This window comes from Chryseobacterium tructae (assembly GCF_030409875.1).
Classification (GTDB): domain Bacteria; phylum Bacteroidota; class Bacteroidia; order Flavobacteriales; family Weeksellaceae; genus Chryseobacterium; species Chryseobacterium tructae.
In genome coordinates this window covers 363,907-388,750 of record NZ_JAUFQR010000003.1, presented here as the reverse complement: position 1 = coordinate 388,750, position 24,844 = coordinate 363,907, and the positions used below count along the sequence as shown (strand labels likewise).

The window sequence follows — 24,844 nt, the reverse complement described above, 5'->3', positions numbered from 1 at the left end:
TTTTTTTGTTTGATGATGGGATATTAGTACACCGGTTGATCTCTTTTTTTCGTGTATTCAAGAGTTAGAGTGAAGGAATTGATTGCAGAATAATTGTAAGTTGGATAATTTTTAAGCTGAAACTGTACAAACTCTTTTTGTAGGGAGATAAAAGCTTCGTTTCTGAGCTGGTTACCTGCAAAGTCTGCTTTCATATCATACCATTCTGTAAACATTTGGTTGGAAACGATCATTTCCATGTCTTCAAAAATTTTGTCTATCCTAATAATTCCTTCATCTGGAATTTGGGTAAAAACAACTGTTTTTCTGTAAATAGGTTTATTATCAATCCATAACCCACCGGTTTTTACTTCTTCTTTAGTGTAGGAATGTTGTTTATCAGCGTATTTTTTTTGGATGTAGTCAAGATCTTTTACATTATCTGTATAATCTAATGCTCCTCCTGATAACCCTCTTGCATTCGTTGCATGACAAGTAATAGTGTATATATTTTCTGTAATAATCTCGTTGGATGTCATTTCAGCAACAACACCGGATCCGGGCTCAAGGAATTTAAGTGATAAGGTATCTATAATGGTTCCCTTATCTGTATTGTCTAAGCAGAAAATACTTCCGGAGGAAAGTGTTGTGCTTCCAATACTTCCTTTGCTGCTGCTTTTGATAACAATATTTCCTGTCACAGGTTTGTTGAAGCTTGTTCCGCCTAATGAAATAAATTCTGAGCTGGTTTTGTCTTCCCAGCCGAATGTTCCGTCAGGTCTTGCAACGATATTTTTAGTATAACTAGCATCTGCTGCTGGAATCTGATTAGGAGTAATTGAAAGTTTACCATTCAGATTTACATATCGGTCTACGAAATTTCCGGAGATTAAAGCGTCGGATAGGGTGACATTTTTACCTGAATTATTATTGTGAAGATATAAACTGTTTTGTAATTGAGTGTTGGCAAATACAGAATTATTTCCCACTATAATATTACTGCTTGAACCAGAAGAGAGCGAGGAACCTGCATTTTGACCTAAAATAATATTTTGGTTATTTCCTTCTCCGCCTGAACTTGCAGCATAAGTTCCTATAATGGTATTTCCATTGCTATTTTTAGCATTATTAAAGGTGCTATACCCGATAACAGTATTATCTGATGAATATAAACCATTTGAATAAGTGGAGTTACCAATCACTGTATTTCCTATAGAACTGCTATCAGATGTAACACATGTTGAGTTTCCAATAATGAGATGATCTGAACCACTTGGTTTAGAATTTTTACCTATTGAAATCGTATTACTGGCCTGAAAATTGAGTCCTTCTATATTATCGCCGATTATAATATTATTCTGTTGAGAAGAGCCGCCGTAACTTATTCCCTGTACTTTAATAGAATTTGTGGTTTCATTTCCTCTGTCTGTTGCGGATTGTAGGGTTGAAAGTTCTCCTTGGGTGATATCAATATATCTTGCACCAGTCCATCTGTAGAGTTTATTGGTGTCTTTGATAATGTAAATCTTTCCGGATTCGCCTTGCTGAGGTAAGCCAGAAAAGGTATCAAACTCTAAGACATCATCTACGTAGCTTGGTAATTGTGAAGCAGGAACGACTCCGTCTACAAGATCCGCTTTTTTGGAAAAATCATAAGCTAATTTATCCAATGGAATCTTTTCGTCTTTATGCCAATAGGATTCCTGCCATTCCCAAAATTCGTCCTGATTGGGGATGTCTCCGTTTTCGAAATATTGTTTTAATTCTTGTTTTGTTTTCATTTTTTACTGTTATCTATATGTAATTGTAGCAGTTGCTGGAATTCCAGCTTTGCTAAGGTCTAGTCCTGCTTTGGCAGAAACGGTTTGTAATGAAGGAATATTAAAAGCATTTTCTCCTATGGATTTGACGGAATTCGGGATGTATAAATTTTTTAGATTTTTACCACCATTAAATTGAAATGCTCCTATCCCAATTGTTTCTATACCTTCTTCGAGTATTAATTGTGATAGGTTAGCACTATAGCTGCCAAATGCTGCTGCTTCAATTATTTTACAGGATCCAGGTATTTTTAAAGTCCCTGTTAGGTATTGGAGAGCGAAAGCACTGGATTTTATTTTTTCCAATGTGCTGGGAAAAGTAACCTGAGTAATAAAGTTTTTACCAGCTGGAATAAATGAGAAACCTCCAATAACTTTGATTCCTTCAGGGAAAGTAATCCTTTTTCCGAGTCCAATAATTTCTGTATTATCTGTAGAGGAATAGACAAATTCTTCATAAGCTGGGAAGGCAAGTGATGTTTTATCCAGTTTTTCCTCTTTATGCCAGTATGAGTCCTGCCATGCCCAGAAATCTTCCTGTCTTGGAATATCTCCATTTTCGAAATAAAGTTTTAATTCTTCTTTTGTTTTCATATTTTGTATGTTAAGGAATTGGTGTTGAATCTTTAACCCTGACAATTATAATAGCTGTACTAGGAAGTCCTGCATTGCTTATATCCAGGTCTTCTGGTACTATGACAGATTTAAGAGAGGGGATAGCAAATGCATTTTTCCCTACAAATTGTACAGAATCAGGGATGTCTAAAGAGGTTAATTCAAAGCTTGACGGCAATTGAAATGCACTTTCCTCAATTGTTTCGATACCATTTTCTAATATGAGTTCAGACAAATGAGTATTAACAGAGTTAAAAGCAAATGACTCAATAACCTTGCAATTTCCAGGGATTCTTAAAGATCCTTTTATATGCTGTATTTGAAAGGCTCTGCTTCGTATTCTTTTGAGGGAGTTGGGAAATTTAATTTTAGAAATACGATTTTGAAGTGTAATTGAGTATTGAAAACCTCCAATAACTGTTATTCCTTCAGGGAAGATGATCACTGAATCAAATCCTGTAATTTCTGTATTATCTGTTGGAGAATAGGTAAGTTCGTTGTAAGCTGTTAAATCAAGAGATACTTTGTTGATTTTCTCGTCTTTATGCCAATAAGAATCCTGCCATGCCCAGAAATCTTCCTGCCTTGGAATATCTCCATTTTCGAAATAGAGCTTGAGCTCTTCTTTTGTTTTCATTAAAATTGTGATTGGATTTATTAATAGTTGATTACTGAAATATTTTTACATGTTTCAGGATCTGCTCTTGTTTTTATAGTGGCTGCAGATTAGATTTCCACTGTTGTACTTTAATTTTTAGACATAGTTCTGGCTGTCCAACATTTTGTGAATGGTGAATTCAAAGGATTTGAGAATGTTTAATGAGACTGCTGTGTATGATAAGGATATCAAAAGTAATGATGGACAGCGTCAGAACTTGTTGTATAATAAAGTTTTTACTTAAAAAACATCTTCTTCAAGAATGTCTTCGTCGAAGTCTTTTCTAAAGAAGTTTTCAATGTCATTGAGATAGTTTTCATAATCCATCTCAGCATTTTCGATATCGCTCCATTCTACGGTGTAGAGCTCTTCATCGAAAAGGATATCTGAATTGTGATTTGGTGTTTCCATGTTCTGTGTTATAAGGTGTTGGTTATATTTTGAACATATTTTTGGCTGTTCAGCACGTACGAATGTTGAATTCAAAGGCGTTTTTAAGTTTTTTGTTGATAGTTGTTTTGTGTCTTTTTGATACTCCAAAGGTAGTAGTGGGAAGCGACAAAACTTGACGTGTTAAAAATAATTTTAAATAAAATAAATATAATCTTTAGAGCTTATATTAGGTTGTTATAAGCTTAAAAGCTTATATTTTGTTTTTGATGAGTTTCTGAACAATTTGGTTCAATGTTTCTCTGTTGTCATCAATATAGCTTAATCCGGCTTGTATTAGGTTTTCAATATTAGATCGTCTTACGTTATCCATTGCCGGAGAAGCGTTTTTCAATGAGGGATTCAGGCGGTAATAATTTTTCTGATTTCTCAGTCCCAAGGTCTGAAACATTTGAGAAAGCTGATAATCTACAGTTTCTGCATTGGCAGACATTAAAATGTCAATGATCGGATTTACCCAGCCTATTTTTCCAGCTTTTTCCAGTTTATTAAAAGAGTAAGGTCTCGCTTCAATTCCTGTTCCGATAGAAATAATAATCATATCGTTTACTCCGGGATGATTGGCTTTCTGATGATTTTTTAAAACTTCTGCAAAAGGAATTTTTCTGGCTTCTGCATACGCACAAAGTGCAGGATTATTCGCAAACATACCGCCATCAATCAGGCTGAAGATTTGTCCGTACATAGATTTGATTTGTACCGGACTGAAATAGGTAGGGGCTGCGGATGTAGCTCTGCAAACATCTTTTACATAGAAATTATCTGTGCTGAGATGAGCTTCACAAGAGTTAAAAAGTTTAGCTCTTCTGTTTTCGATATCATAACTTGTGATTAAACATGGTTTTATTAATTCCTTTAATTCTAAATTTCCAAAAAAGTCATTCAGGTTTTTTTCAAGTGCTTCCTGAGAAATCCTTTCATTCAATAATCCAAATGGATTAACCAGCTTTTCCCAAAAGGAAACCTGGAAAATATCACCGCCCCTTTCAGCATACAATTCCAATCCTTTCTGAATAGAATATTTTGCCTTGCGGACTTCATCAGGACATAGAATAATGGAAGCAATAAGCCCTCCCGTGCTACTGCCTGCCACCAGATCAAAATAATCCCCAAGTTTGGCACCTGGTTTATCATAATACTGGAGTTGTTCTTCTATGTAGCGCAGAATAATACAGGTAATGATCCCCCTTATTCCACCTCCGTCCAAAGAAAGAATGGTTGTCTTTTTCATGTGATGTTGTTAATTGTTTTTTTTAAGAATACATTGCAATATAATCCCGTGGAACCTATGATTTTAGTTAGAAAATGTTTTGAGTTCCATGTGTGGAATTTGTTGTTTTTACTGGCTTTCTTGTAAAACAAAGATAGGACGGAGAAGCGACAGAACTTGACGTGTTTTATTTAATTTCAAATAAAAAAGCGTTAAAAAATGACATAATTTTGTTTGTCGCGAGACAGCTTAAACAGTGTTCTCCAGCTGGTTTTTACAGCTCCTTTCTTCGAAGGGATTGTCTTTTTTTCAAAGTGGGGAAGATCTTTAAATGTTTTCCAGTTTCCACCCCAGTCCCAGCCATGTTTTGCAAAAACTTTTACACATTCATACCAATCGGCTACTTTATCGTTATCCCAGTCTTTTGCGGTGTCCCAACTGGCTGTTTTTCCGTCAATCATTAGACACATATCTACAGCAAGCCCATAATTGTGAATGCTTTGGCCTGCTTTTGCATTGGTTACTTTTTTACCGGAGGTAATTCTCCCGATCGCATAAAGCTTCTCCTGTTCCTCAAAAGACCTTAGTCCTTGGGTGATTCTTATCTTGGCTCTCCCTGTAAGTGCTTCATCACATTCCTTAATAATTTGTTTTACTTCCTCTCTTACCAGTGGGTGAAGCTTCTGAATTCTTTCTAATGTTACTTTATCCATAAATCTTTATTATTTGAAACAAAAGTAGGAGTGCAAGGCGACAAAAATTGACGTGTTTTAATTAAAAAGAAGAGAAAAGAAGAGAGGATTTGGGAATTGTTTTTGAAAACAAAGCTATTACCCTAATACGACAAAATATGTCGTATTAAAAAATAATATGTATATGTTTTTCAATGTGTTAAAAGTGGTGTTAAATTCCTGATTCAAAAGTGATATTGTTCTTTAAAAAGAATAATTTTGTATAAATATTTCACGATCGTCATGTATGCGCTGGTAGATTGTAATAACTTTTTTGTTTCTTGTGAAAGGACTTTAGATCCTGACCTTGAAGGCAAGCCCGTTGTGGTTCTTTCCAACAACGATGGGTGTGTTGTATCCCGAAGCAAGGAAGCAAAAGATCTGGGAATTCCTATGGCAGCTCCGGCATTTAAATACAAAGATCTTTTCAAACAGCATGATGTAAAAAGCTTTTCTGCAAAGTTTGAACTTTACAATTATAAGAGCCAGCAGGTCATCAATATTGCCCGTTCTTATGTTTTGGAGTATGAGATATACAGTATTGATGAGCTTTTTCTAGACCTTACAGGCTTTAAATATATTGATATCCACGAGTATTGTTCTAAAATTAAAATAGAAATTCAGGAGAAAGAAAATATTCCTGTAAGTATAGGAATTGCTCCTACTAAGACACTGTGCAAAGTAGCTAATAGGATTGTAAAGGATTTTCCTAAGCAATTTAATGGAGTCTATATCATGGATACTCCTGAAAAAATAGAAAAAGCATTAAAATGGCTTAATATAGGAGATGTTTGGGGAATAGGAAGAAAATTAGCAGCTAAAATGAATGACAGTGGCGTTTATAAAGCCTGGGATCTTCTTCAGAAGCCTGAAATGTGGGTTCGGAAATCATGGGAATTCATGGGGTAAGGATGATTAATGAATTAAAAGGAATTCGCCAGCTTGAATTGGATGCTCCCTCTCCAAAAAAATCAATTGCGGTTACCAGAAGCTTTATGGAAATGCTTACCGATAAAGAAGCGGTAAGGGAGCGTGTAGAAACCTTTGGAATGTATTGTTCAGAAAGATTGAGGAAGCAAAACACCTGCTGTAAAATGATTACTGTTTTTGTGCAAACGAATCGCTTCAGAAAAGACCTCCCTGAATACAGAAATGCCATGACCCAGATTTTACCCAATCCTACTAATTCATCTATCTTAATAGGACGAATTGTGAATGAATTGTTTGAGGCAGTGTATCGAGACGGTTTTCACTACAAAAGGGCCGGAGTAATGGTGAATGACTTTGTTCCTGAAGATCAGAGACAGATCAGTCTTTTTGAAGAAGATATACAAAACCAGCACCTCCCTGTGATGAAAGCAATGGATGCCATGAACCGAAAGTTCGGTAAGGATAAAGTCCGCCTTGGAAGCATGAGCGGTGAAAATACCTTTGGCCGTGCCAAGCTTTCTCCGGAATATGAGGCTTTTCTGAAAAAAAATACGCTGCCTGAAGCTAATTTTAGGTTTCATTAAATTTCCCTATTTTGTTTTCTGCTCTCAATTACTCCGGTTTTAATGAATCGAATACTCTAAGTATGTAATTTTTTTTAAAATATAACTTGCTTTATTTCAGTTTCATATATTTCCAAAAGAGATTGTGAGTTTTTTTTGCTTTTTAATTAAGCCGCATTACATGATTACACGTTTTTTATAGCTGTGATTTTAGAAGATAAGAAACGTGATAAAACTCACCCGCATCCTTCCTGATAAATCTTTTTATCGAGAAATAAAAAGAATACTTTTGCAGCCATTTTTAATAATAACTCGAAAACAACACGGGAATGAAGAAACTTTATCTCAGTGCATATTCATTATGCACAGTTTTAGGTATGTCTGCTCAGGAAATGGTTTGGCAAAAAGACATCGGATCCTCTACTCAGGATTTTCTAAGTCAGGTTACCACTACAATTGATCAGCAATACCTTATCACAGGAAGCCCTATGCTTCAGGAAATAAACAAAACAACGGTTACGACTTTCACCTGGTAAAAAGGTGAGAGCAGTCATTCAAATAGGTGGAGATTGGGTTTGATCTGATAATAAAAACTGATAATAATAAAACAGCGAATGCAAAGCTGATTAAAAAATAATTAATGAAGAGATTTGAAATACAATTGCTTATTGTCTTATTGATGATTTGTCAATTTTCTAAAGGGCAGGGTAAAGTATTTGAAGATTACCTTATTGGAAGAAAAACCAATGCATCAAATAACTATAATACAGGTACTGTTAATTTATCTATACCTATGTATAATATCAATGTAGGGGAAACATCTTTAAATGGTAGTTATGATTATGAAGGGGGGTATTGGAGATTAAATGTGTTTGGTAAAATCACAATAGCCTATAAAAGCCCAGGTTCGCTTCATTCTCCAGCATACAAGTCTATACAAGAAGGATCTGTAGCATCTACTGCTTATAATTGTTTAGTTAAAGATCCAAAAATTCTACTATCAAAAAAGGAAATTTTAGATAATCCTAATGTTAATATACAAGATGCTTATGAGCCTAATACTTTCTATTTTGACTTTTTAGGATATAATGGGTATTTTGTTTATGATAATACAGGGAAATTTTTAGTGTATTCCGAAAATGGAAATTTTCAAGTAGCATATAACGGCAAAAAATGCTTTAATGCTACAGAACCCCTTATGGAGTTTCCTGAAATACTTATAAAAGATGATAAAGGAAATGAATATTATTTCGGAGGGGATTTTAACTCAACGGATGTGTATTATGGAAAAACCAATCACACTTACTCTTACTCGTATGATAATGGATCTTATACTCAAATGGAGGACTATTATGCTAATAAACGTGTAAATTATATTTCAGCATTTTATCTTAAAAAAGTAAAGCTTTCTAATGGAAGAGTTCTGGAAGCATTTATGCTAATGGTAATAAGTCTATCTTAGATCCATTTACTAACGGATTAGAATATATAAATGCAGATTATCCAACAGTAATGCCAGATGTAAATATATTAAAAAGTAATAACCTGTATATGGATATGGATTTGTCAGGAGAGTTTAATAGTATGTCAACAAATGTTGCTGGCCATCAACCAATTTTTGCTGATAGATCTACTACTGAAATTTTTCAGAAATTAGCCATACTGGATTCTATAAAGATTTCGGACTATGGAACATTGTCCCTTTTTCATGATAGAATTGATTACGACGCACTAAAGTACTTCCATGAAAGACAGCAGAACCCCAATTCATATCAGACGGTAGGAAGGATTAAAAAGTTACTCCTGAAAGATAAAAACAATAAAGTAATCAGAAATGTAGAATTTAATTATAATAAAAGATCACTAAATCCTGTATTTATAACCAATAATGGTGAAGAGTATGGTTTTGAATATGGCTGGGGGGGAGTTACCAGTATTCGATATCCTGCTGGAGGGAGAAAGGAATTTGAGTATGAAGATGGAGATATCTCAAAAAGTAATGACTTTATTTATAGGAACTATAATTCCGAGAATATTTTGAGAAATGTGGAAAGAAAGGCTGGTAGCAGGATAAAGAAAATAACAACTTTTGATAATACTAATGCACAACCACAAATAACTAAGTATTCATATAAAAACGATGATGGCAAATCGTCTGGAATCTCAACGTTTAATGCAATTAGTTCTAATTACTCGACAAGTGGTGGATGGTTGCAGGATAATGTGGTGTATACAACTACTGGGAATAGGGGAAGATATGATTCTCAAATTAGATATAGTAAGGTTACAGAAGAAATTGAAGGAAAGGAAAAAAATGAGTATTATTTTACAGATATCATTACTAACCCGGATTCAATAGCCACTAAGGTATATTACAATACACTTACAGATATTTATAAAGCTTGGATCCCAATGATGGTAAATAAAAATCATGAGAGAGGAAAGCTTTATAAAAAGGTGAGCTATGATGCTAATAATGTTCCTGTTTTTACTCAATATATTAAGTATACTAATTTTTTGAATAATGCCAATCCTATAAAACAATACTCAGAAAATTGTAATGATTGTAGAATTAGTGATGATAGATTTTATATTGAGTCAGACAACCGTATTTGGCGAGCCTATAGTGGACAACGTGACTATTATGGATTTTATCAATACCAGCCGGTTATTCCTTATTTACCATCTTCTGTAAGGACAATAGAACTGATTAATCCTAGTTCACCTAGTTTTTTAGAATCAAAAAAATATATCAAGTATAATACTTTGAGTAAATACTGGCATCCTTATGCTATAGAAACCACAGAATACCTTCCTGCCCCATGGGATGTTACAACGAACACATCTGCTAATGGAGAAAAAAAGATTTCCAAATTATTGTATGCCCATGATTTGATAAGAAATAATTGCCCTTCGGGGAATTGTCCGGCAGATAATGATTTGGTTGGAGGTAAATTTTCTATTTATAAATATATGGCAGATAATTATCTGGTGAATCCTGTCATAGAAATGGAAACGAATACTAAAGGAAAAACAAGCCTTTTAGAATATCAATATGTAAAGAATGGTTCTTCAAGTAATTTCTTGAAAACTGGAAAGACCCGTAAATCATTTCTGAATTCTAATTTTTCTTCCGATAATCCTTCATCAGCGGAAGTTGAAGATAAAATGAGTTATGAGCTTTATGATAAGGCAGGGAATCTTTTACAGTCTAAAGGTAGTAATAGCATTCCAACAACGGTATTGTATGGTTATCATCAAACGTTACCTATTGTTGAAGTTGTGGGTGCTACCTATAGCCAGGTAATGGAAGCATTTAACCTGGATCCCAACTCTGTGGACTCTTATCTTCAATTGGACATTGTGAAAAAATCAAACCTGGATAAAGATGTTTACTCTGAAGAAAGCTTTGCTTCTGCTCTGAATGAATTTAAAAATAATCCAGCATTTAAAGATGTTACAATTACAGGGTATGCTTATGACCCGTTGATTGGTATAAAGACCATTATTCAGCCTTCCGGAATGAAAGAATCTTATGAGTATGATACTTTGGCCAGACCTTTCCGAATTATTGATGAGAATAAAAATATTCTCAAAGAATATAATTATAATTATAAAGAATCCTTGAAATACTTCAGTACAGAGAAAAGTAAGACATTCATAGGGAATAACTGTAATATTTATCAGGATACCACTCCTTATAACTATATCGTTCCACAAGGAAGTTATATTTCTTTCAAACAGGGTGAGGTTGAACAATTGGCTGAGAAAGATGTTAATGACTGGGGGCAAAAAGCTGCAGATACTTATGGAGTCTGTACCAACAAACCTTTTGATTGTACTATTTCAACAGATATGAATTTTTATGATAATGCATCTACTGCTTTCAATAAAGTTTATAATAATAATTATGCTAGTTACGCAGGAACTATATGCTTTAATACCAAAGGTCATAATTGGGGAGCTATTGGACAGACTCGTCAAAAGGTAGGAAAAATTAATGGGATATGTAGACCTAAAACTTTTAAGTCTTATAGAGGTAGCAATTGGTCGCTAACCATATATAACAATGGAGATATTTATGCTTCTTGGGAAAAACCATTTAGTAACGTAACCCCTTATGATACTGTTATTTTATCTTTCCAGATACCTTTTGATAATTTTTAACAATTTAGATGATCCTACATTGCAATATACAGATGATGGGAAAATGATTTTTGAAATATTAATTATTGGAAATGATCCATCCTCTATATCCAATGAATGTATCAGTTTTTGTAATGAAAGATATATGCCTGATCATGAATGATACTTTCTTTTAAATGTTTCATGATGTTATTATATCATAACTAATAAAGCCCCAATTTTGGGGCTTTAATTTTCTATAATTGGTAATGTTTTAATGGTGGATTAAAGAATAATTTAGGTCATTTTCTTTCATACTTCCAGTTCCTTCCTTTGCCTTCTCCAATCCATTCCAAAGCCTGTTCCATTCTTTTATTTCTGGTAGCTTCTGTCTTGGCTTCTGTAATCCATGTGATGTATTCTTTTCTGAATGATGGTGATGTTTGTTCAAAAACTTCTAATGCTTTTGGCTGTGCCTGTAATGCAGATAAAAAATAATCAGGAGTTTCTATTTCTGTTTTGGAGGGAGCTGCTTTTTTCATGGTAACACCCATGTCTGTGAGCTCCATAGCTTCTTTAATAGCCTTTTTCAGCTGAGGTTTTGAGGGAAGATCTTCCAATTTAGTAATCTTTCCCAGGCTGAACATGGAGTTCTTCTCAATATCCTGTGTGATTTCCTGCATGGTCTTCATTTCCTTTTCCAGCCAGAATCCAAACGTACAGTGTTGCTTGAAGGAAGCCATAGCACAGAGATTTTTACCCTTGTAGATAAAATGTGGAAAACTCCACTTCATGGTTTCTTCTGCGTCAGGACAGTATTCATGAACCGTTTCGCGGATATAGTTCAGAATTGGCTTTGCAAAATCCTGAGACTTTTCGATATAAGTGTCTATTTTTGAACTGTATTTTTCCATACTTTTTATTGAAACAACTGTACAACTTCGTTCACAAGAAACTTCACCTGATCAGGTCTTCCTCTGTCATTTTTAGGATTATTGGCGTAGCTTCCGGTCTTTACAATGACCATATTATGCTCCGGAACCATAATGATATATTGTCCCTGAAGTCCTAGGAAATAGTAATGTTTAATAGGATTGTCGTTATTGATCCAAAGCCCCATTCCATAAATCTTTTCAGACTTTTCTGTAGAAGTTCTCATCTGTTCAATAAAATCTGTATTAAGAATCTGTTGGTTCCCAAATTTACCATCATTCAGAAATAACTGACCAAGTTTGGCAAAGTCTCTTGCATTAGAATGAATACAGCAATAGGTTTTTTCTATTCCATGATCATCTGTGCTCCATTTTGCATCCTGTTCCATTCCCAGTGGAATCCAGAATTTTTCAGAAAGATAAGTGGCTAATGGTTTCTTCAACGCTTTTTTTAGAGCGAAACCAAGTAGCTGCGTTGAGCCGCTTTGGTATTCAAATCTTGTTCCTGGCTTTTCTTTAAATTTTCTTGAGAATACAGCTTTTACAAGGCTTTTTCCATAATAGGCTTTGGCATTGGGAAGGAATGGATTATTATAGTTTTCATCCCAGTCGAGCCCCGATTCCATTTGAGCCAGGTTTTTAAGAGTCACTTCATTTCCAAAAGTTTTCTCTTTAAACTCAGTATAAAAATCAGATAGCTTTTCATCCATAGTACTAATGAGTCCTTCTTCCAGAGCCTTTCCCAAAAGCATCACCGTAACAGCCTTTGCCATAGAAAAGGAATTGGTTTGTGAAAGCTGATTATATCCATTCCAGTATTGTTCGTGAAGGATTTTGCCATTCCTAATGACTACAAATGCGGCTGTTTTGGAATGTTTTAAATCGTCAACTAAAATTTTAGGTAGTTCTTTTGTATTGTATTCGGGATCTTCTTTCCACCGCTTTGGAGACTCTGTAATAATAGGATTGCTGGGGAACAGGTTTCCATCATCAATAAAGGCACTTGACTTTCCTTTAAGATAAGTCTTGGAAATGCCACTGAATAAATAATCATATCCTAAAAGGTAAGCTGCTGCGGCTCCGGCTGCTGCCCCACCTATCATATACTTTAGTATTCTCATTTTTTGGTATTCGGTCTTTAACAAATTTAAAATAATTTTAGACAGAAACACATAATATAAAATGAAATAAGATAGATCGTATAAAAATAAAAAAGCCTTGACTTCATCAAGGCTTTTACATTATATTTTAGAAAGTAGATTTCTGAAGTTGGTCTTCTCATCAATGATTCTTCTTAATTCTGAAACCGGAACTCTTTCCTGTTGCATTGTATCTCTGTCTCTGATGGTTACCGTATGATCCGTTAATGAGTCGTGATCTACCGTAATACAGTAAGGAGTACCAATTGCATCTTGTCTTCTGTAACGTTTTCCGATCGCATCTTTCTCTTCGTAGAATAAGTTGAAATCGTACTTCAGGTCGTTGAAGATATTCTCTGCATACTCAGCTAAACCATCTTTCTTCATCAATGGAAGAATAGCTGCTTTAATTGGAGCTAATGCCGGAGGTAAAGATAAAACGGTTCTTTCTGAACCATCTTCCAACACTTCGTCTTTTAAGCAATGTGAGAAGATAGAAAGGAATAACCTGTCTAAACCTACAGAAGTTTCTACTACATAAGGAACATAGTTTTCATTTCTTTCAGGATCGAAGAACTGAAGCTTTCTTCCGGAGAATTTTTCGTGTGCCTTAAGGTCAAAATCAGTTCTTGAGTGAATTCCTTCCAATTCTTTGAAACCGAATGGGAAATTGAATTCGATATCAGCTGCTGCATTCGCATAGTGGGCTAATTTCTCATGATCATGGAACCTGTAATTATCATTTCCTAATCCTAAAGCTAAGTGCCAGTTCAGACGTTTTTGTTTCCACTGTTCGTAGAATTCAAGTTCAGTACCCGGAGCCACAAAGAATTGCATTTCCATTTGTTCGAATTCACGCATTCTGAAGATAAACTGTCTTGCAACAATCTCGTTTCTGAACGCTTTACCAATTTGTGCGATACCGAAAGGAAGTCTATGGCGTGAAGTTTTCTGAACGTTTAGGTAATTTACAAAAATACCCTGAGCCGTTTCAGGTCTTAAGTAAAGATCCATAGCACTATCTGCAGAAGCTCCAAGCTTAGTTCCAAACATTAAGTTAAACTGTCTTACGTCCGTCCAGTTTTTAGAACCGGTATCAGGATCAGCAATTTCAAGCTCTTCAATCAAAGCTTTTACATCAGCAAGGTCTTCATTTTCTAAAGATTTGGCCAATCTCGAAAGAATAGCCTCTCTCTTCGCTCTGTATTCCAGAATTTTTGGATTAGTAGCTACAAATTGATCTTTATCGAAAGCCTCTCCGAATCTCTTCGCTGCTTTTTCAATTTCTTTATTCTCTTTATCTTCAATTTTAGCACAATAGTCTTCTACCAAACGTCTGCTCTGAAACGTTTCTTAGAATCTTTGTTATCAATCAATGGATCGTTGAAAGCGTCTACGTGGCCTGATGCTTTCCATGTCGTTGGGTGCATAAGGATCGCTGAATCAATACCCACAATATTTTCGTTAAGCTGTACCATAGCTTTCCACCAGTATTGTTTGATATTATTTTTAAGTTCAGCCCCGTTCTGTCCATAATCATAAACAGCGGATAAACCATCATAGATCTCACTTGAAGGGAAAATAAACCCATATTCTTTAGCGTGAGAAATTACTTTCTTGAAAACATCTTCTTGCTTTGCCATAATTTTTACGTCTGATGTGCAAAAATAATGTTTTTTATTGGGAAAATATTAATATCTGTAAGATCCCACATTAGATACGGTCATTAAAAAGCATCCTCCTGCACCGATGATAAATAAAATACCGGCAAAAATTAACAATAATATCTTTGCTATTTTATACTTTTTAAAGGGTACGAAAATAATTGTGGCGACTGCAATAATGACAGAAATCACAGTCAATTTTACAAAGAAACCAAAATAATCTGTCATTGTTTTTTACTTAAAGTTATACCTGATACTAATATAAAAAAAATATTCGAAGGATAATGATTAGGTATAATGAGCCGGGAACCTGCTTTCCACTGTATCTTTTTGTTACGGCCTCCGCTTCGCTCCGGCCGCAACAAAAAAGGATGCCGTTGCAATCAGGGCTAGATCAGTGAACGTTTTAGTTTCTACTCTATATACTTACAAAACCTAACAGGTTTTTAAAACCTGTTAGGTTTAGATAAGGTTTATCCATTAAACTTTAAACCTTAAACGTTTCTTGCTTAAACAAGAATCAGTAGAAAATCTCTACTTTTGCCCCATGTTAGAAATTCTTTATCGTGACGAGCATATTATTGCCATCAATAAACCCAGCGGGCTATTGGTTCATAAATCCTTTTATGCCGGGGAAGCAGATACCTATGCTATTCAGGAATTGAGAAATCAGATTGGGCAAAAAGTATATCCTGTGCATCGTTTAGACCGTAAAACTTCAGGGGTTTTGCTGTTTACCTTAGATAAAGATACGCTTAGAATCATGAGTGACCGTTTTGCAAGCAGAGAAGTGGAAAAAAAATATATTGCCATTCTGCGAGGCTGGGCGAAAGAAGAAGAAACTATTGATTACGACTTGGTTAATGAAAATGAAGTCAAGCAAAATGCAGTTACCTACTATTCTCGTTTGCAGACTTCTGAAATAGATTTACCCTTTTTAAAGCATCAGACTTCTAGATATTGTTTGGTAGAAGCTATTCCTGAAACGGGAAGATTTCATCAGTTGAGAAAACATTTTAAACATATTTTGCATCCTATTTTAGGATGTAGAAAACATGGCTGCAATAAACAAAATAAGTTGTGGCTTCAAACATTTGGAATCAACAAAATGACCCTTCACGCCCATCAATTGATTTTCAATCATCCTATTTCCAACGAAAAAATGATCCTGAATGCTAAGGTAGATGAAGAGTTTAAAAGAGTAGGGGACATTCTGAAATTCGATTTGAGTTCATACTCTTAATTTATAAACTTTCTGTATCAAAGGAAAAATTTTCGGGAAACATCCTTGTCAAGGTTTAAAACCTTGACAAGGATAGTAGCCACATAGTTTTAAAAAACAACTTGCCAGATATTGTATCCCTTATAGATGGTATAGATAAAAAACATTTTGATAAAATATCATACATTAATCAACGATTAATTTTAAAATGAGTAATTTTGTAAAACTTTTTTTCAATGTACAAATCGCTCATTCGTCCGATTCTTTTCAAATTTGATCCCGAAGAAGTGCATCACTTTACTTTTTCGATGCTAAAGAATTTTGGATTTCTTACTCAATTATTTTTCCCAAAACCTATTGAAGACAAACGTCTGGAAAGAGAAGTTTTTGGATTGAAATTTAAAAATCCTGTAGGACTGGCTGCCGGTTTTGATAAAAACGCGGTTTTGTTCAACGAATTGGGAGACCTTGGTTTCGGATTTGTAGAAATTGGAACAGTAACACCTAGAGCTCAGGCAGGAAATCCTAAGAAAAGATTGTTCCGTCTTATTGAAGATGGAGGGATTATCAATAGAATGGGATTCAATAATGATGGGTTGCAGGCTGCGATTGAAAAGCTGAAATCCAACAAAGGAAAAATCATCATCGGTGGAAACATCGGAAAAAATACAGATACCCAACCTGAAAACTATACCCAGGATTACCTGGACTGTTTTGAAGGCCTGCATCCACACGTGGATTATTTTGTACTGAATGTAAGCTGCCCGAATGTAGGAAGCCATGCCAAACTGGAAGATGTAGAATATCTTCGTGAGTTGATTACAGAAGTAAAGAAAATCAATCAGGCAAAATCTGTACAGAAACCCATATTACTCAAAATTGCACCGGATCTTAATCATACTCAGTTGGATGAAATTGTTGAGCTGATTGCAGAAACAAAAATAGATGGTGTCATTGTTTCCAATACTTCTGTCAATAGAGAAGGACTAAAGACTTCACCTGAAGTTTTAGAACAAATCGGAAACGGAGGATTAAGCGGAAAGCCTATTCGCGAGAGAAGTACAAAAATGATTAAATACCTTTCGGATAAAAGTAACAGAGCATTTCCTATCATTGGAGTAGGAGGTATTCACTCCGCAAAAGATGCCATCGAAAAGCTAGATGCCGGGGCAAGCCTGGTTCAGTTATACACCGGATTTATTTATGAAGGTCCGGAATTGATTAACGAAATCAATAAAGAGATTTTAAAAAGAGCAAGCAGATTGCCAAGATAAATAGAGAGAGACCAGAGGGTCTCTTTTTTATTTTAGCTCCGAATACACGAATTTTCATTAATTCTATCTGTTATAAGCTCAAAAAAAATATTCATTTTTTAAATTTAATTAAAACTATATCTGTCTATTTCTTCGAATGCATAAATAAAAAATTCGCGTATTCGTGGCAAGAAAAAATATTAAGTGGCTCAATCACACAGAACCCTTTTATTTTGACTTTGTTACAGCAGTATTTTTAATATCAACGGTTAGTGTATGAGCGGGATAGGAATCAGATTTACCGATTTTATACTGTATCGTTTTACCATCCTTTGATTTTGTTTTGGTCGTATCATAAATGTTTTCCAGGCAGCTTTCGGTAAGAAATTCTTCATAACGTTTATAATTCCAGTCTTTGGTAAAATAAAGAATTCTGTATCCCTTTTCACCTTCACTGGCACCACATCTTCCACATGCATTAAGATTGGACATATGATCGAAATACAGTAAAACCCGGTTTCCCTTTTCATCAGAGGCATAAGAAATCAGTTCATTTCCTCCATATTGATTGATGAAATCAAAGGTGTTGATTTTTTTATGATTGGGTAAGGTAATATAATTGTTGTAACGATAGATCATATCATTAGCAGTAAACAGCTTTGCAGGCTGATTTTTATCCTTGCTTTCCATATAAAAGCTTCCTGTAACAGGATTTTCTCTGGCTTGCTCTTGTCCTAATAGAATTGATTCTTTAGGATTAAGATTTTTTGCAATTTCAACGATCTTTTCTACATCTTGAGGCGAATTGATTAACGCTTTAAATCGTTTAGAATTTTGCTTATGTTTTGTTCCGAAATTATATAAAAAAAGTTTACCATAATCATAAAGTCCGGTCAAAGGAATTTTCTTCTGATATGTGTCGTAATAATACCATCCATCTACAAAGTATTGATATAAACTACAATCCGGAATCCCTGCATAATGAAGTTGTAAAGTAATGGGAACACTCGCAATTTCTCCTTTAAAGATCTGCGAAGAATCTGTTACTGCTTTTAATTCAACTTTTTGGCTCTTACCGGGAAGGAAAAAGGAAAGGAAGAGAAGGATAAGAAGTTTTTTCATGGTTATATTGCCTTTTTTAAATAAAGAAATGGGCAATTGTGTAGATAATAAGTCCTACCAGGCCGCCCACCAAAGTTCCGTTCACACGTATAAACTGAAGATCTTTTCCTACTTCCAGTTCCAACTTTTCACTTAATTCTTTACCCTGCCAGTTACCCACAGTAGTACTGATGAGGTTTCCAAATTGATGGGTGTTTTTTAGAATATATTTATAGGCAGTTACCTGAACCCAATGATCTATTTTATTCTGAAGATTTTCATCAGACTTTAAATTTTGAGAAAATTCATTCAGGTTTTTGGAAAGATAATTTTTCAAGGCAGAATGGTCTTCCTGGAGCTCTTTCATCAATGTTCTTTTGATCGAAACCCAGATGTCATTAGAATATTCATCTAGCTTATCATTTTTAAGAAGTCCGTTTTTAATGGTTTTAAACTCTTCATCCCATTTGGGATCTTCTTTAAGGTCAACAGAAAATTCATGAATTTTTTGAGTGATTAATGTTCTTACTTCATGTTTCGGGTTTTCCTCTATTTCTTTGAAAAAATCAGACAGGCCATCAGCGATTTTATCAGCAATTTTATTATCTACAAAAGATGGGATGAAAGTATAGCTGCCTTTTTTCACCCGATCTTTGATCATTTCATCATTTTGAATAATGTATTCCTTGATCTGCTTTGAAAGATTGGTAATGATTCTCTGATGGTCATTTTTTTCCAGAATATAATTGATTCCGTTGCCTACCACTTTGTTAAGTTTGATATCATCCGTCATTTCTGACACCTTTTTACTGATGAACTGACTCACGGTAGAATCATCAAGCTTATTGAGAATATCAAGAACAATATCCGAAATATTTTTGATGAGAATATCTTGGTTTTTTTCTTTTCCAAGCCATTCACCCACAAAATTTGAAACCTTAATTCTTTGAATATAAGGGCGGATATTTTGAGGCGACAGAAAATTACTCACAACAAAGCTTCCCAGGTTGTCTCCCAATTTTTGTTTACTGTTTTCAATTAGATTGGTATGGGGAATCGGAAGCCCAAGCGGATGACGGAATAGGGCAGTGACTGCAAACCAGTCGGCTAACGCACCTACCATGGCGGCTTCAGCAAAAGCCCGTACATATCCGACCCAGTGGGAAGAACTGGATTTCTGCATTATGGTCGTCACAATGAAAATAAGAGCCATCAAAACAAATAATCCTGTAGCGAACGCCTTATATTTTCTAAGCTGTTTTCTTTTTGCTTCGTCATTCATATTCTCAAATTTACTAAATTTGGTTATGAAACTATTTAAGATTAAATCATAAAAGTCATAAAAGTTTTATTTTAAATACTTTAGTTCATTTTAAGATGAAGAAGTAAATCATTGAAATCATAATGAAATTTTTAATTTCAACCATCATATTAATTGTTCTGCTTGGATGTACGCAGAAACAACAACCCATTAAAATTACTTCTATGGAAAATAAAGAAGCAAATAACAATCCATATTATTCAAGAACCGATACTGCCAAACTGAATATTTCCAACGACGAATGGAAGAAAATCCTGGCTCCGGATCTTTATGCAATAGCAAGAGAAGCGGCAACAGAAAGAGCTTTTACCGGAAAATATAATGAATTTGACGAGTTGGGAGACTACTATTGTGCGGTTTGTGGAAATCATTTATTCCGCTCTACATCAAAATTTTCGAGCAGTTGCGGATGGCCAAGTTTCTTTGAGGCTGATAAAGAAGGCGTTTATTATAAAAGAGATACAGCTTATGGAATGGAAAGAGTAGAAGTGCTTTGTAAGCGATGTGACTCACATTTAGGACATGTGTTTGATGATGGCCCAAAGCCTACAGGATTGAGGTATTGTATGAATTCCATCAGCCTTGAATTTGTTGGAGATTCACAAAAATAATGGGCTTTATTTCACAGAATCAGGACGTTAAAGTTTCTTAAATTCAGTTAAACTTTGTAGACTTATAAGTGGCTGATAGCAATGTTTTTATAATTTTGCCCCACTAATTTGGTACTAATATATTATTGAATGAAAGGATTTTATGGCGTAATAGGCCTTGTTTACATGGTGACGACCTCATTCTACATTTCTCCGAAAGCGGTGGTGAAGGATGAAAATGTCAACATAACAAAGACAAAAAAAGTAACTGACACGAAATCTGAGAAAAATGCTGCTACAGCAGTATCTTCGTCAGAAGCACTATACCAATCAATTGAATTTGATCCTGACCATGAACTGAACTACGAAGTTTTCTCTAAAGCATTAACGGGATTTGAAAACCTAAAGAAAGCAGGATTGCTTACTGGTGAGTCGCATTTATTGACTATCTGCGATTTTTCTATGTCCTCCAATACCAAAAGACTTTGGGTAATTGATCTTAATGACAAGAAAGTAGTATTCAACTCATTGGTTGCCCATGGTAAAAATACAGGCGAAGAATTTGCCACGAATTTTTCTAACACGGAAAGTTCGCGACAGAGCAGCATGGGATTTTATATCACAGATGCAACCTATCAGGGAGATAATGGATACTCATTGAGATTATTAGGAATGGATAAAGGATTCAATGATGCCGCGTATAGAAGAGCTATCGTTATGCATGGAGCAGACTATGTAAGTGATGCATTTGCAGCTGTGCATAAAAGAATAGGAAGAAGTTGGGGATGCCCTGCCGTTCCTAGAGAACTCTCACAATCAATGATCAATACGATAAAAGGGCGAAATTTATTATTCATCTATTATCCCGATCAGAATTACCTTTCCTCTTCGGAATGGTTAAAAGCTTAAAAGTAAAGCAGTCAGATTTGACTGCTTTTTAATTTTTGAATACATTTATGATCTGAAACCTTATCGAAAACATTAACAACAATTAGCATTGGATTTATGGATGCAGAAGATAAAAATATCCAACATGGGAATATATCACCAAAAATATCACCAGAGTTTGTCCCTGCTATAAGATTAATGAGCAATCAGGATGGATCATGTACGTTTGAAGAAGGAAAAATACCTGCTTTGACTCACATTAATGCTAATGTATTTGGATCAGTAATCAAACAGAAGAATGGGAAAAAAACACCCATATTGCTCCACGAAGACAATATGTTGTTACCATTAAAGGAACTGTAAGATTTAAGGTTACTGATGGTTCAACATTGCTAATTGAGCCAGGTGTTATTCTCTTAGCAGAAGATATTGAAGGCGAGGGACACAGTTGGGACATGATAGATTGTGAAGAGTGGACAAGACTGTATATTCCAATGACAGAAAATTCGGAAGATTGGTTCACTGCGCGCCCTATTGTACCTTAAGCTATTTATGGTTGCTTATCTATTTAAAATTAAAAATCCCCGTACATTGAAGAACGGGGGATTTTTAATTATTTTTATTTCAGTACTACCTGAACTTTTTGAATACTAAAGTTGCATTATGCCCTCCAAAACCAAAGGCATTACTCAATGCAAAATTGATCTCTTTTTCTTTAGCTTCTCCGAATACAATATTAATATCTTTCGGAATATTCTCATCAATATGGTGAAGATTGATGGTTGGCGGAATAATTCCATTCTGAATAGCCTTAATAGAAATAATCGCTTCAACGGCGCCAGCAGCTCCCAATAAGTGCCCGGTCATTGACTTTGTTGCACTGATATCGAGTTTTTTATTTCCTTTAAAAGCATTGTTAATTGCTTTTAATTCAATCAAGTCTCCCAAAGGAGTAGAGGTAGCGTGTGGATTAATATAATCAATATCTTCCATATTGGCTCCTGCTTCTTTTACAGCCAATTGCATAGCTTTAATTGCTCCCACTCCATCTGGATGAGGAGCAGTCATGTGGTACGCATCAGCCGTCATGGCTGCACCCGCTAATTCCGCATAGATTTTTGCACCTCTTGCTACGGCATGCTCATATTCTTCAAGAACCAATGCTCCTGCACCTTCTCCCATTACAAAACCATCTCTTTCTGCATCATAAGGACGACTGGCTGTAGCAAAGTCATCATTTCTTGTAGACATTGCTTTCATAATAGAGAACCCACCAATGGAAGCCGGAGTAATCGCTGCTTCAGAGCCACCACTGATGATTACTTTTGCTTTTCCGAGACGGATGTAGTTGAAAGCATCCATCAATGCTGTATTTCCGGTTGCACAAGCAGATACTGTTGTATAATTGATTCCCTGAAGTCCATATTTCATGGAGATCATTCCTGAAGCCATATTGGCGATAAATTTAGGGACGAAGAACGGATTAAAACGAGGGTTACCATCACCCTGTGCAAACTCCATTACTTCCTTTTCAAAAGTCCACATTCCACCTTGCCCTGTTCCCCAGATCACTCCTGAGTCGAAAGGATCCATATTTTGAAGATCTAAACCTGAATCTTGTATTGCTTCTGCAGAAGCGTACATGGCATATTGCGTAAAAAGGTCACTTCTTTTGATTTCGTTGTGGGTAAGGTGTAGCTTTGGATCAAAGTCTTTTACCTCACAAGCAAAATGAACTTTAAACTTTTCTGTATCGAATTGCTTGATTAATCCTGCACCGCTGATACCTTTAAGGCTGTTTTGCCAAAAATCTTCAACATTGTTTCCCAAAGGTGTCACAGCACCTAATCCTGTAATGACAACTCTCTTCATACTGTAGTTACTAATTTTAAATCGATTAGACTTTCATGTGATAAACCTGGTCTATCCATGTATTTTGCTTCTTTCTTTTATCATCTGAATTTCCGTTTGCAATATTATCATTTTTCTTTCGCTGTAGACGAATAATCAATCATATTATTTAGTGCATAATAAAAGATTTTAGTTTTTGAAGCTATTTTATATTTATATTATTTTTTTCAAAATTATTTCTGCTCCTTTGTTCATGAGCGATATCTTGAGATTTAACTCTTGCATTCAGCTTATTTTGTTAAATTTTTGAATGCTTTTTTATAAAACGTCTTCACGAAGTTATTTGAAGTCTTTCATTGATCATAAAATGAATTAAATAAAATCAATGAGAGAATATGAGGAGACCATAATGGCTCTATCTATAAATTGATTCACATCATTTCCTGTTTTTCAAATCCCTGAATGGTAACCACGCAGGGATTTTACTAATTACCTTTCTTTCAGAACTAGCTGAACTTTTTGAAAACTACACTTGCATTGTGGCCTCCGAATCCAAAGGCATTACTCAATGCAAAATTAACTTCTTTTTCTTTAGCCTCTCCAAAGACAATGTTGACATCTTTAGGAATGTTTTCATCAATTTTGTGGAGGTTAATTGTTGGCGGTATTACTCCATGTTCAATGGTCTTAATCGAAAGAATCGCTTCCACAGCTCCGGCAGCACCCAATAAGTGTCCTGTCATTGATTTTGTAGCGCTGATGTCCAGATTCTTACTTCCTTTGAATAATTTACTGATTGCTTTTATTTCAATAAGATCTCCAAGGGGAGTAGATGTTGCATGTGGATTGAGATAATCGATGTCTTCTGTATTAGCTCCTGCTTCTTTTAAAGCCAGTTCCATTGATTTCATAGCTCCGGTTCCATCAGGATGAGGTGCGGTCATATGATGGGCATCAGCCGTCATTGCTGCTCCTGCTAATTCGGCATAGATTTTAGCTCCTCTCGCTTTTGCATGTTCATATTCTTCCAATATCAGAGCTCCTGCCCCTTCACCTATTACAAAACCATCTCTTTCTGCATCATAAGGACGGCTTGCTGTTTTATCATTTCTGGTAGACATGGCTTTCATCACCGAAAAGCCTCCTACTGATGCAGGAGTAATTGCTGCCTCAGAACTGCCGCTGACGATTACTTTTGCTTTACCAAACCGGATATAGTTGAAGGCATCCATCAGGGTTGCATTTCCTGTTGCACATGCGGATACGGTTGAATAGCAGATTCCCTGAAGCCCATATTTCATAGAAATCATACCTGACGCCATACTGGCAATAAACTTAGGAACAAAGAAGGGATTGAAACGTGAAGTACCATTTCCATTGGCAAACTCCATAACTTCATTTTCAAAAGTCCACATTCCGGCCTGTCCTGTGCCCCATATAACCCCAATGTCAAAGGGGTTTGTTTTTTCTAATTCCAGACCAGAGTCCTGAAGGGCTTCTGAGGAAGCATACATGGCATATTGTGAGAACAAGTCACTTCTTTTAATTTCATTATGATTCAGATATACTTTAGGATCAAAATTTTTGATTTCACAGGCAAAGTGAACCTTGGATTTTTCTATATTAAAATGGGTGATCAATCTTGATCCGCTGATTCCATTGATACTATTTTGCCATAGCTCTGTGACATTGTTTCCCAGGGGGGTGATAGCACCAAGCCCTGTAATGACAACTCTTTTCATAATTAATTGAGGATTTGAGGGTTAAATAAATTAAATTTCCATAAGATAAAGGGCTTGATA

Annotated in this window: 22 protein-coding genes and 1 pseudogene; 10 read left to right on the top strand and 13 right to left on the bottom strand. The window is 35.2% G+C overall.

All coding sequences use genetic code 11. The annotated features are described in order from the left end of the window. Positions 1–23: 23 nt before the first annotated feature. The 6 genes from QWZ06_RS25495 to QWZ06_RS25470 all read right to left on the bottom strand — a co-directional run bounded on the left by QWZ06_RS25495 (position 24) and on the right by QWZ06_RS25470 (position 5,445). Positions 24–1,760 carry an autotransporter outer membrane beta-barrel domain-containing protein gene (locus QWZ06_RS25495; RefSeq protein WP_290301940.1) on the bottom strand — a complete coding sequence of 579 codons (1,737 nt, stop codon included), beginning with the start codon at positions 1,758–1,760 and terminating at the stop codon, positions 24–26. Positions 1,761–1,769: 9 nt separating this feature from the next. Then, the gene (locus QWZ06_RS25490) at positions 1,770–2,393 is read right to left on the bottom strand and encodes a leucine-rich repeat domain-containing protein (RefSeq protein WP_290301939.1); all 624 of its coding nucleotides are present in this window, start codon (positions 2,391–2,393) and stop codon (positions 1,770–1,772) included. Positions 2,394–2,403: 10 nt separating this feature from the next. Next, positions 2,404–3,051: a leucine-rich repeat domain-containing protein gene (locus QWZ06_RS25485; protein ID WP_290301938.1), complete on the bottom strand. Its 648-nt coding sequence runs from the start codon at positions 3,049–3,051 to the stop codon at positions 2,404–2,406. A 261-nt stretch (positions 3,052–3,312) separates the two neighbouring features. Next, positions 3,313–3,483: a hypothetical protein gene (locus QWZ06_RS25480; RefSeq protein ID WP_290301936.1), complete on the bottom strand. Its 171-nt coding sequence runs from the start codon at positions 3,481–3,483 to the stop codon at positions 3,313–3,315. Positions 3,484–3,715: 232 nt separating this feature from the next. Then, positions 3,716–4,753, bottom strand: a complete 1,038-nt coding sequence (locus tag QWZ06_RS25475; protein WP_290301934.1) for a patatin-like phospholipase family protein — start codon at positions 4,751–4,753, stop codon at positions 3,716–3,718. A 191-nt stretch (positions 4,754–4,944) separates the two neighbouring features. Continuing rightward, positions 4,945–5,445, bottom strand: a complete 501-nt coding sequence (locus QWZ06_RS25470; protein WP_290301933.1) for a M15 family metallopeptidase — start codon at positions 5,443–5,445, stop codon at positions 4,945–4,947. A gap of 237 nt (positions 5,446–5,682) precedes the next feature. Between QWZ06_RS25470 and QWZ06_RS25465 the strand changes: the two genes are divergently transcribed. The 5 genes from QWZ06_RS25465 to QWZ06_RS25445 all read left to right on the top strand — a co-directional run bounded on the left by QWZ06_RS25465 (position 5,683) and on the right by QWZ06_RS25445 (position 11,123). Continuing rightward, on the top strand, positions 5,683–6,372 hold the full coding sequence (locus QWZ06_RS25465; protein WP_290301931.1) for a Y-family DNA polymerase: 690 nt from the start codon (positions 5,683–5,685) through the stop codon (positions 6,370–6,372). Next, a complete protein-coding gene (locus tag QWZ06_RS25460; RefSeq protein WP_290301930.1) occupies positions 6,339–6,977 on the top strand; it encodes a DinB/UmuC family translesion DNA polymerase in 639 nt (212 codons plus the stop codon). Before QWZ06_RS25465 ends, QWZ06_RS25460 begins: the two co-directional genes overlap by 34 nt. Positions 6,978–7,285: 308 nt before the next feature. Next, the gene (locus tag QWZ06_RS25455) at positions 7,286–7,492 is read left to right on the top strand and encodes a hypothetical protein (RefSeq protein ID WP_290301929.1); all 207 of its coding nucleotides are present in this window, start codon (positions 7,286–7,288) and stop codon (positions 7,490–7,492) included. Between the two features lie 104 nt (positions 7,493–7,596). Next, positions 7,597–8,418 (top strand): hypothetical protein, encoded by an 822-nt coding sequence (locus QWZ06_RS25450; protein WP_290301928.1) that lies wholly within the window; start codon positions 7,597–7,599, stop codon positions 8,416–8,418. Positions 8,419–8,507: 89 nt separating this feature from the next. Then, positions 8,508–11,123 (top strand): DUF5977 domain-containing protein, encoded by a 2,616-nt coding sequence (locus tag QWZ06_RS25445; protein WP_290301926.1) that lies wholly within the window; start codon positions 8,508–8,510, stop codon positions 11,121–11,123. A 260-nt stretch (positions 11,124–11,383) separates the two neighbouring features. Here the strand turns inward: QWZ06_RS25445 and QWZ06_RS25440 are convergent, their stop codons facing one another. From QWZ06_RS25440 to QWZ06_RS25430, 3 genes and pseudogenes are all read right to left on the bottom strand, one after another. Continuing rightward, positions 11,384–11,995, bottom strand: a complete 612-nt coding sequence (locus QWZ06_RS25440) for a YdeI/OmpD-associated family protein (RefSeq protein WP_290301925.1) — start codon at positions 11,993–11,995, stop codon at positions 11,384–11,386. Positions 11,996–12,000: 5 nt separating this feature from the next. After that, positions 12,001–13,134, bottom strand: a complete 1,134-nt coding sequence (locus QWZ06_RS25435) for a serine hydrolase domain-containing protein (RefSeq protein WP_290301924.1) — start codon at positions 13,132–13,134, stop codon at positions 12,001–12,003. A gap of 120 nt (positions 13,135–13,254) precedes the next feature. Next, a pseudogene (locus tag QWZ06_RS25430) lies at positions 13,255–14,795 on the bottom strand (glycine--tRNA ligase). Positions 14,796–15,363: 568 nt separating this feature from the next. Between QWZ06_RS25430 and QWZ06_RS25425 the strand changes: the two are divergent. Together QWZ06_RS25425 and QWZ06_RS25420 are read left to right on the top strand one after the other, a co-directional pair. Further along, the gene (locus QWZ06_RS25425; RefSeq protein WP_290301921.1) at positions 15,364–16,059 is read left to right on the top strand and encodes a pseudouridine synthase; all 696 of its coding nucleotides are present in this window, start codon (positions 15,364–15,366) and stop codon (positions 16,057–16,059) included. 215 nt (positions 16,060–16,274) lie between these two features. After that, positions 16,275–17,312 carry a quinone-dependent dihydroorotate dehydrogenase gene (locus QWZ06_RS25420; protein ID WP_290301920.1) on the top strand — a complete coding sequence of 346 codons (1,038 nt, stop codon included), beginning with the start codon at positions 16,275–16,277 and terminating at the stop codon, positions 17,310–17,312. Between the two features lie 207 nt (positions 17,313–17,519). On the opposite strand, the gene QWZ06_RS25415 is transcribed toward QWZ06_RS25420, so the two are convergent. Together QWZ06_RS25415 and QWZ06_RS25410 are read right to left on the bottom strand one after the other, a co-directional pair. Then, positions 17,520–18,413 (bottom strand): hypothetical protein, encoded by an 894-nt coding sequence (locus tag QWZ06_RS25415; protein WP_290301919.1) that lies wholly within the window; start codon positions 18,411–18,413, stop codon positions 17,520–17,522. Positions 18,414–18,429: 16 nt separating this feature from the next. Beyond that, positions 18,430–19,674 carry a DUF445 domain-containing protein gene (locus QWZ06_RS25410; RefSeq protein WP_290301918.1) on the bottom strand — a complete coding sequence of 415 codons (1,245 nt, stop codon included), beginning with the start codon at positions 19,672–19,674 and terminating at the stop codon, positions 18,430–18,432. Between the two features lie 122 nt (positions 19,675–19,796). Here QWZ06_RS25410 and msrB point away from each other — a divergent pair, with 122 nt between their 5' ends. The 3 genes from msrB (at position 19,797) to QWZ06_RS25395 (ending at position 21,554) form a co-directional block, all read left to right on the top strand. Next, complete coding sequence (gene msrB / locus QWZ06_RS25405) at positions 19,797–20,324, top strand: peptide-methionine (R)-S-oxide reductase MsrB (protein ID WP_290301917.1); 528 nt, start codon at positions 19,797–19,799, stop codon at positions 20,322–20,324. A gap of 129 nt (positions 20,325–20,453) precedes the next feature. Further along, on the top strand, positions 20,454–21,212 hold the full coding sequence (locus QWZ06_RS25400; protein WP_290301916.1) for a murein L,D-transpeptidase catalytic domain family protein: 759 nt from the start codon (positions 20,454–20,456) through the stop codon (positions 21,210–21,212). Positions 21,213–21,308: 96 nt separating this feature from the next. After that, on the top strand, positions 21,309–21,554 hold the full coding sequence (locus tag QWZ06_RS25395) for a hypothetical protein (RefSeq protein WP_290301915.1): 246 nt from the start codon (positions 21,309–21,311) through the stop codon (positions 21,552–21,554). Positions 21,555–21,821: 267 nt separating this feature from the next. On the opposite strand, the gene fabF (QWZ06_RS25390) is transcribed toward QWZ06_RS25395, so the two are convergent. Together fabF (QWZ06_RS25390) and fabF (QWZ06_RS25385) are read right to left on the bottom strand one after the other, a co-directional pair. Continuing rightward, the gene (gene fabF / locus QWZ06_RS25390) at positions 21,822–23,063 is read right to left on the bottom strand and encodes a beta-ketoacyl-ACP synthase II (protein ID WP_290301914.1); all 1,242 of its coding nucleotides are present in this window, start codon (positions 23,061–23,063) and stop codon (positions 21,822–21,824) included. A 485-nt stretch (positions 23,064–23,548) separates the two neighbouring features. After that, a complete protein-coding gene (gene fabF, locus QWZ06_RS25385; protein WP_290301913.1) occupies positions 23,549–24,784 on the bottom strand; it encodes a beta-ketoacyl-ACP synthase II in 1,236 nt (411 codons plus the stop codon). Positions 24,785–24,844: the final 60 nt, after the last annotated feature.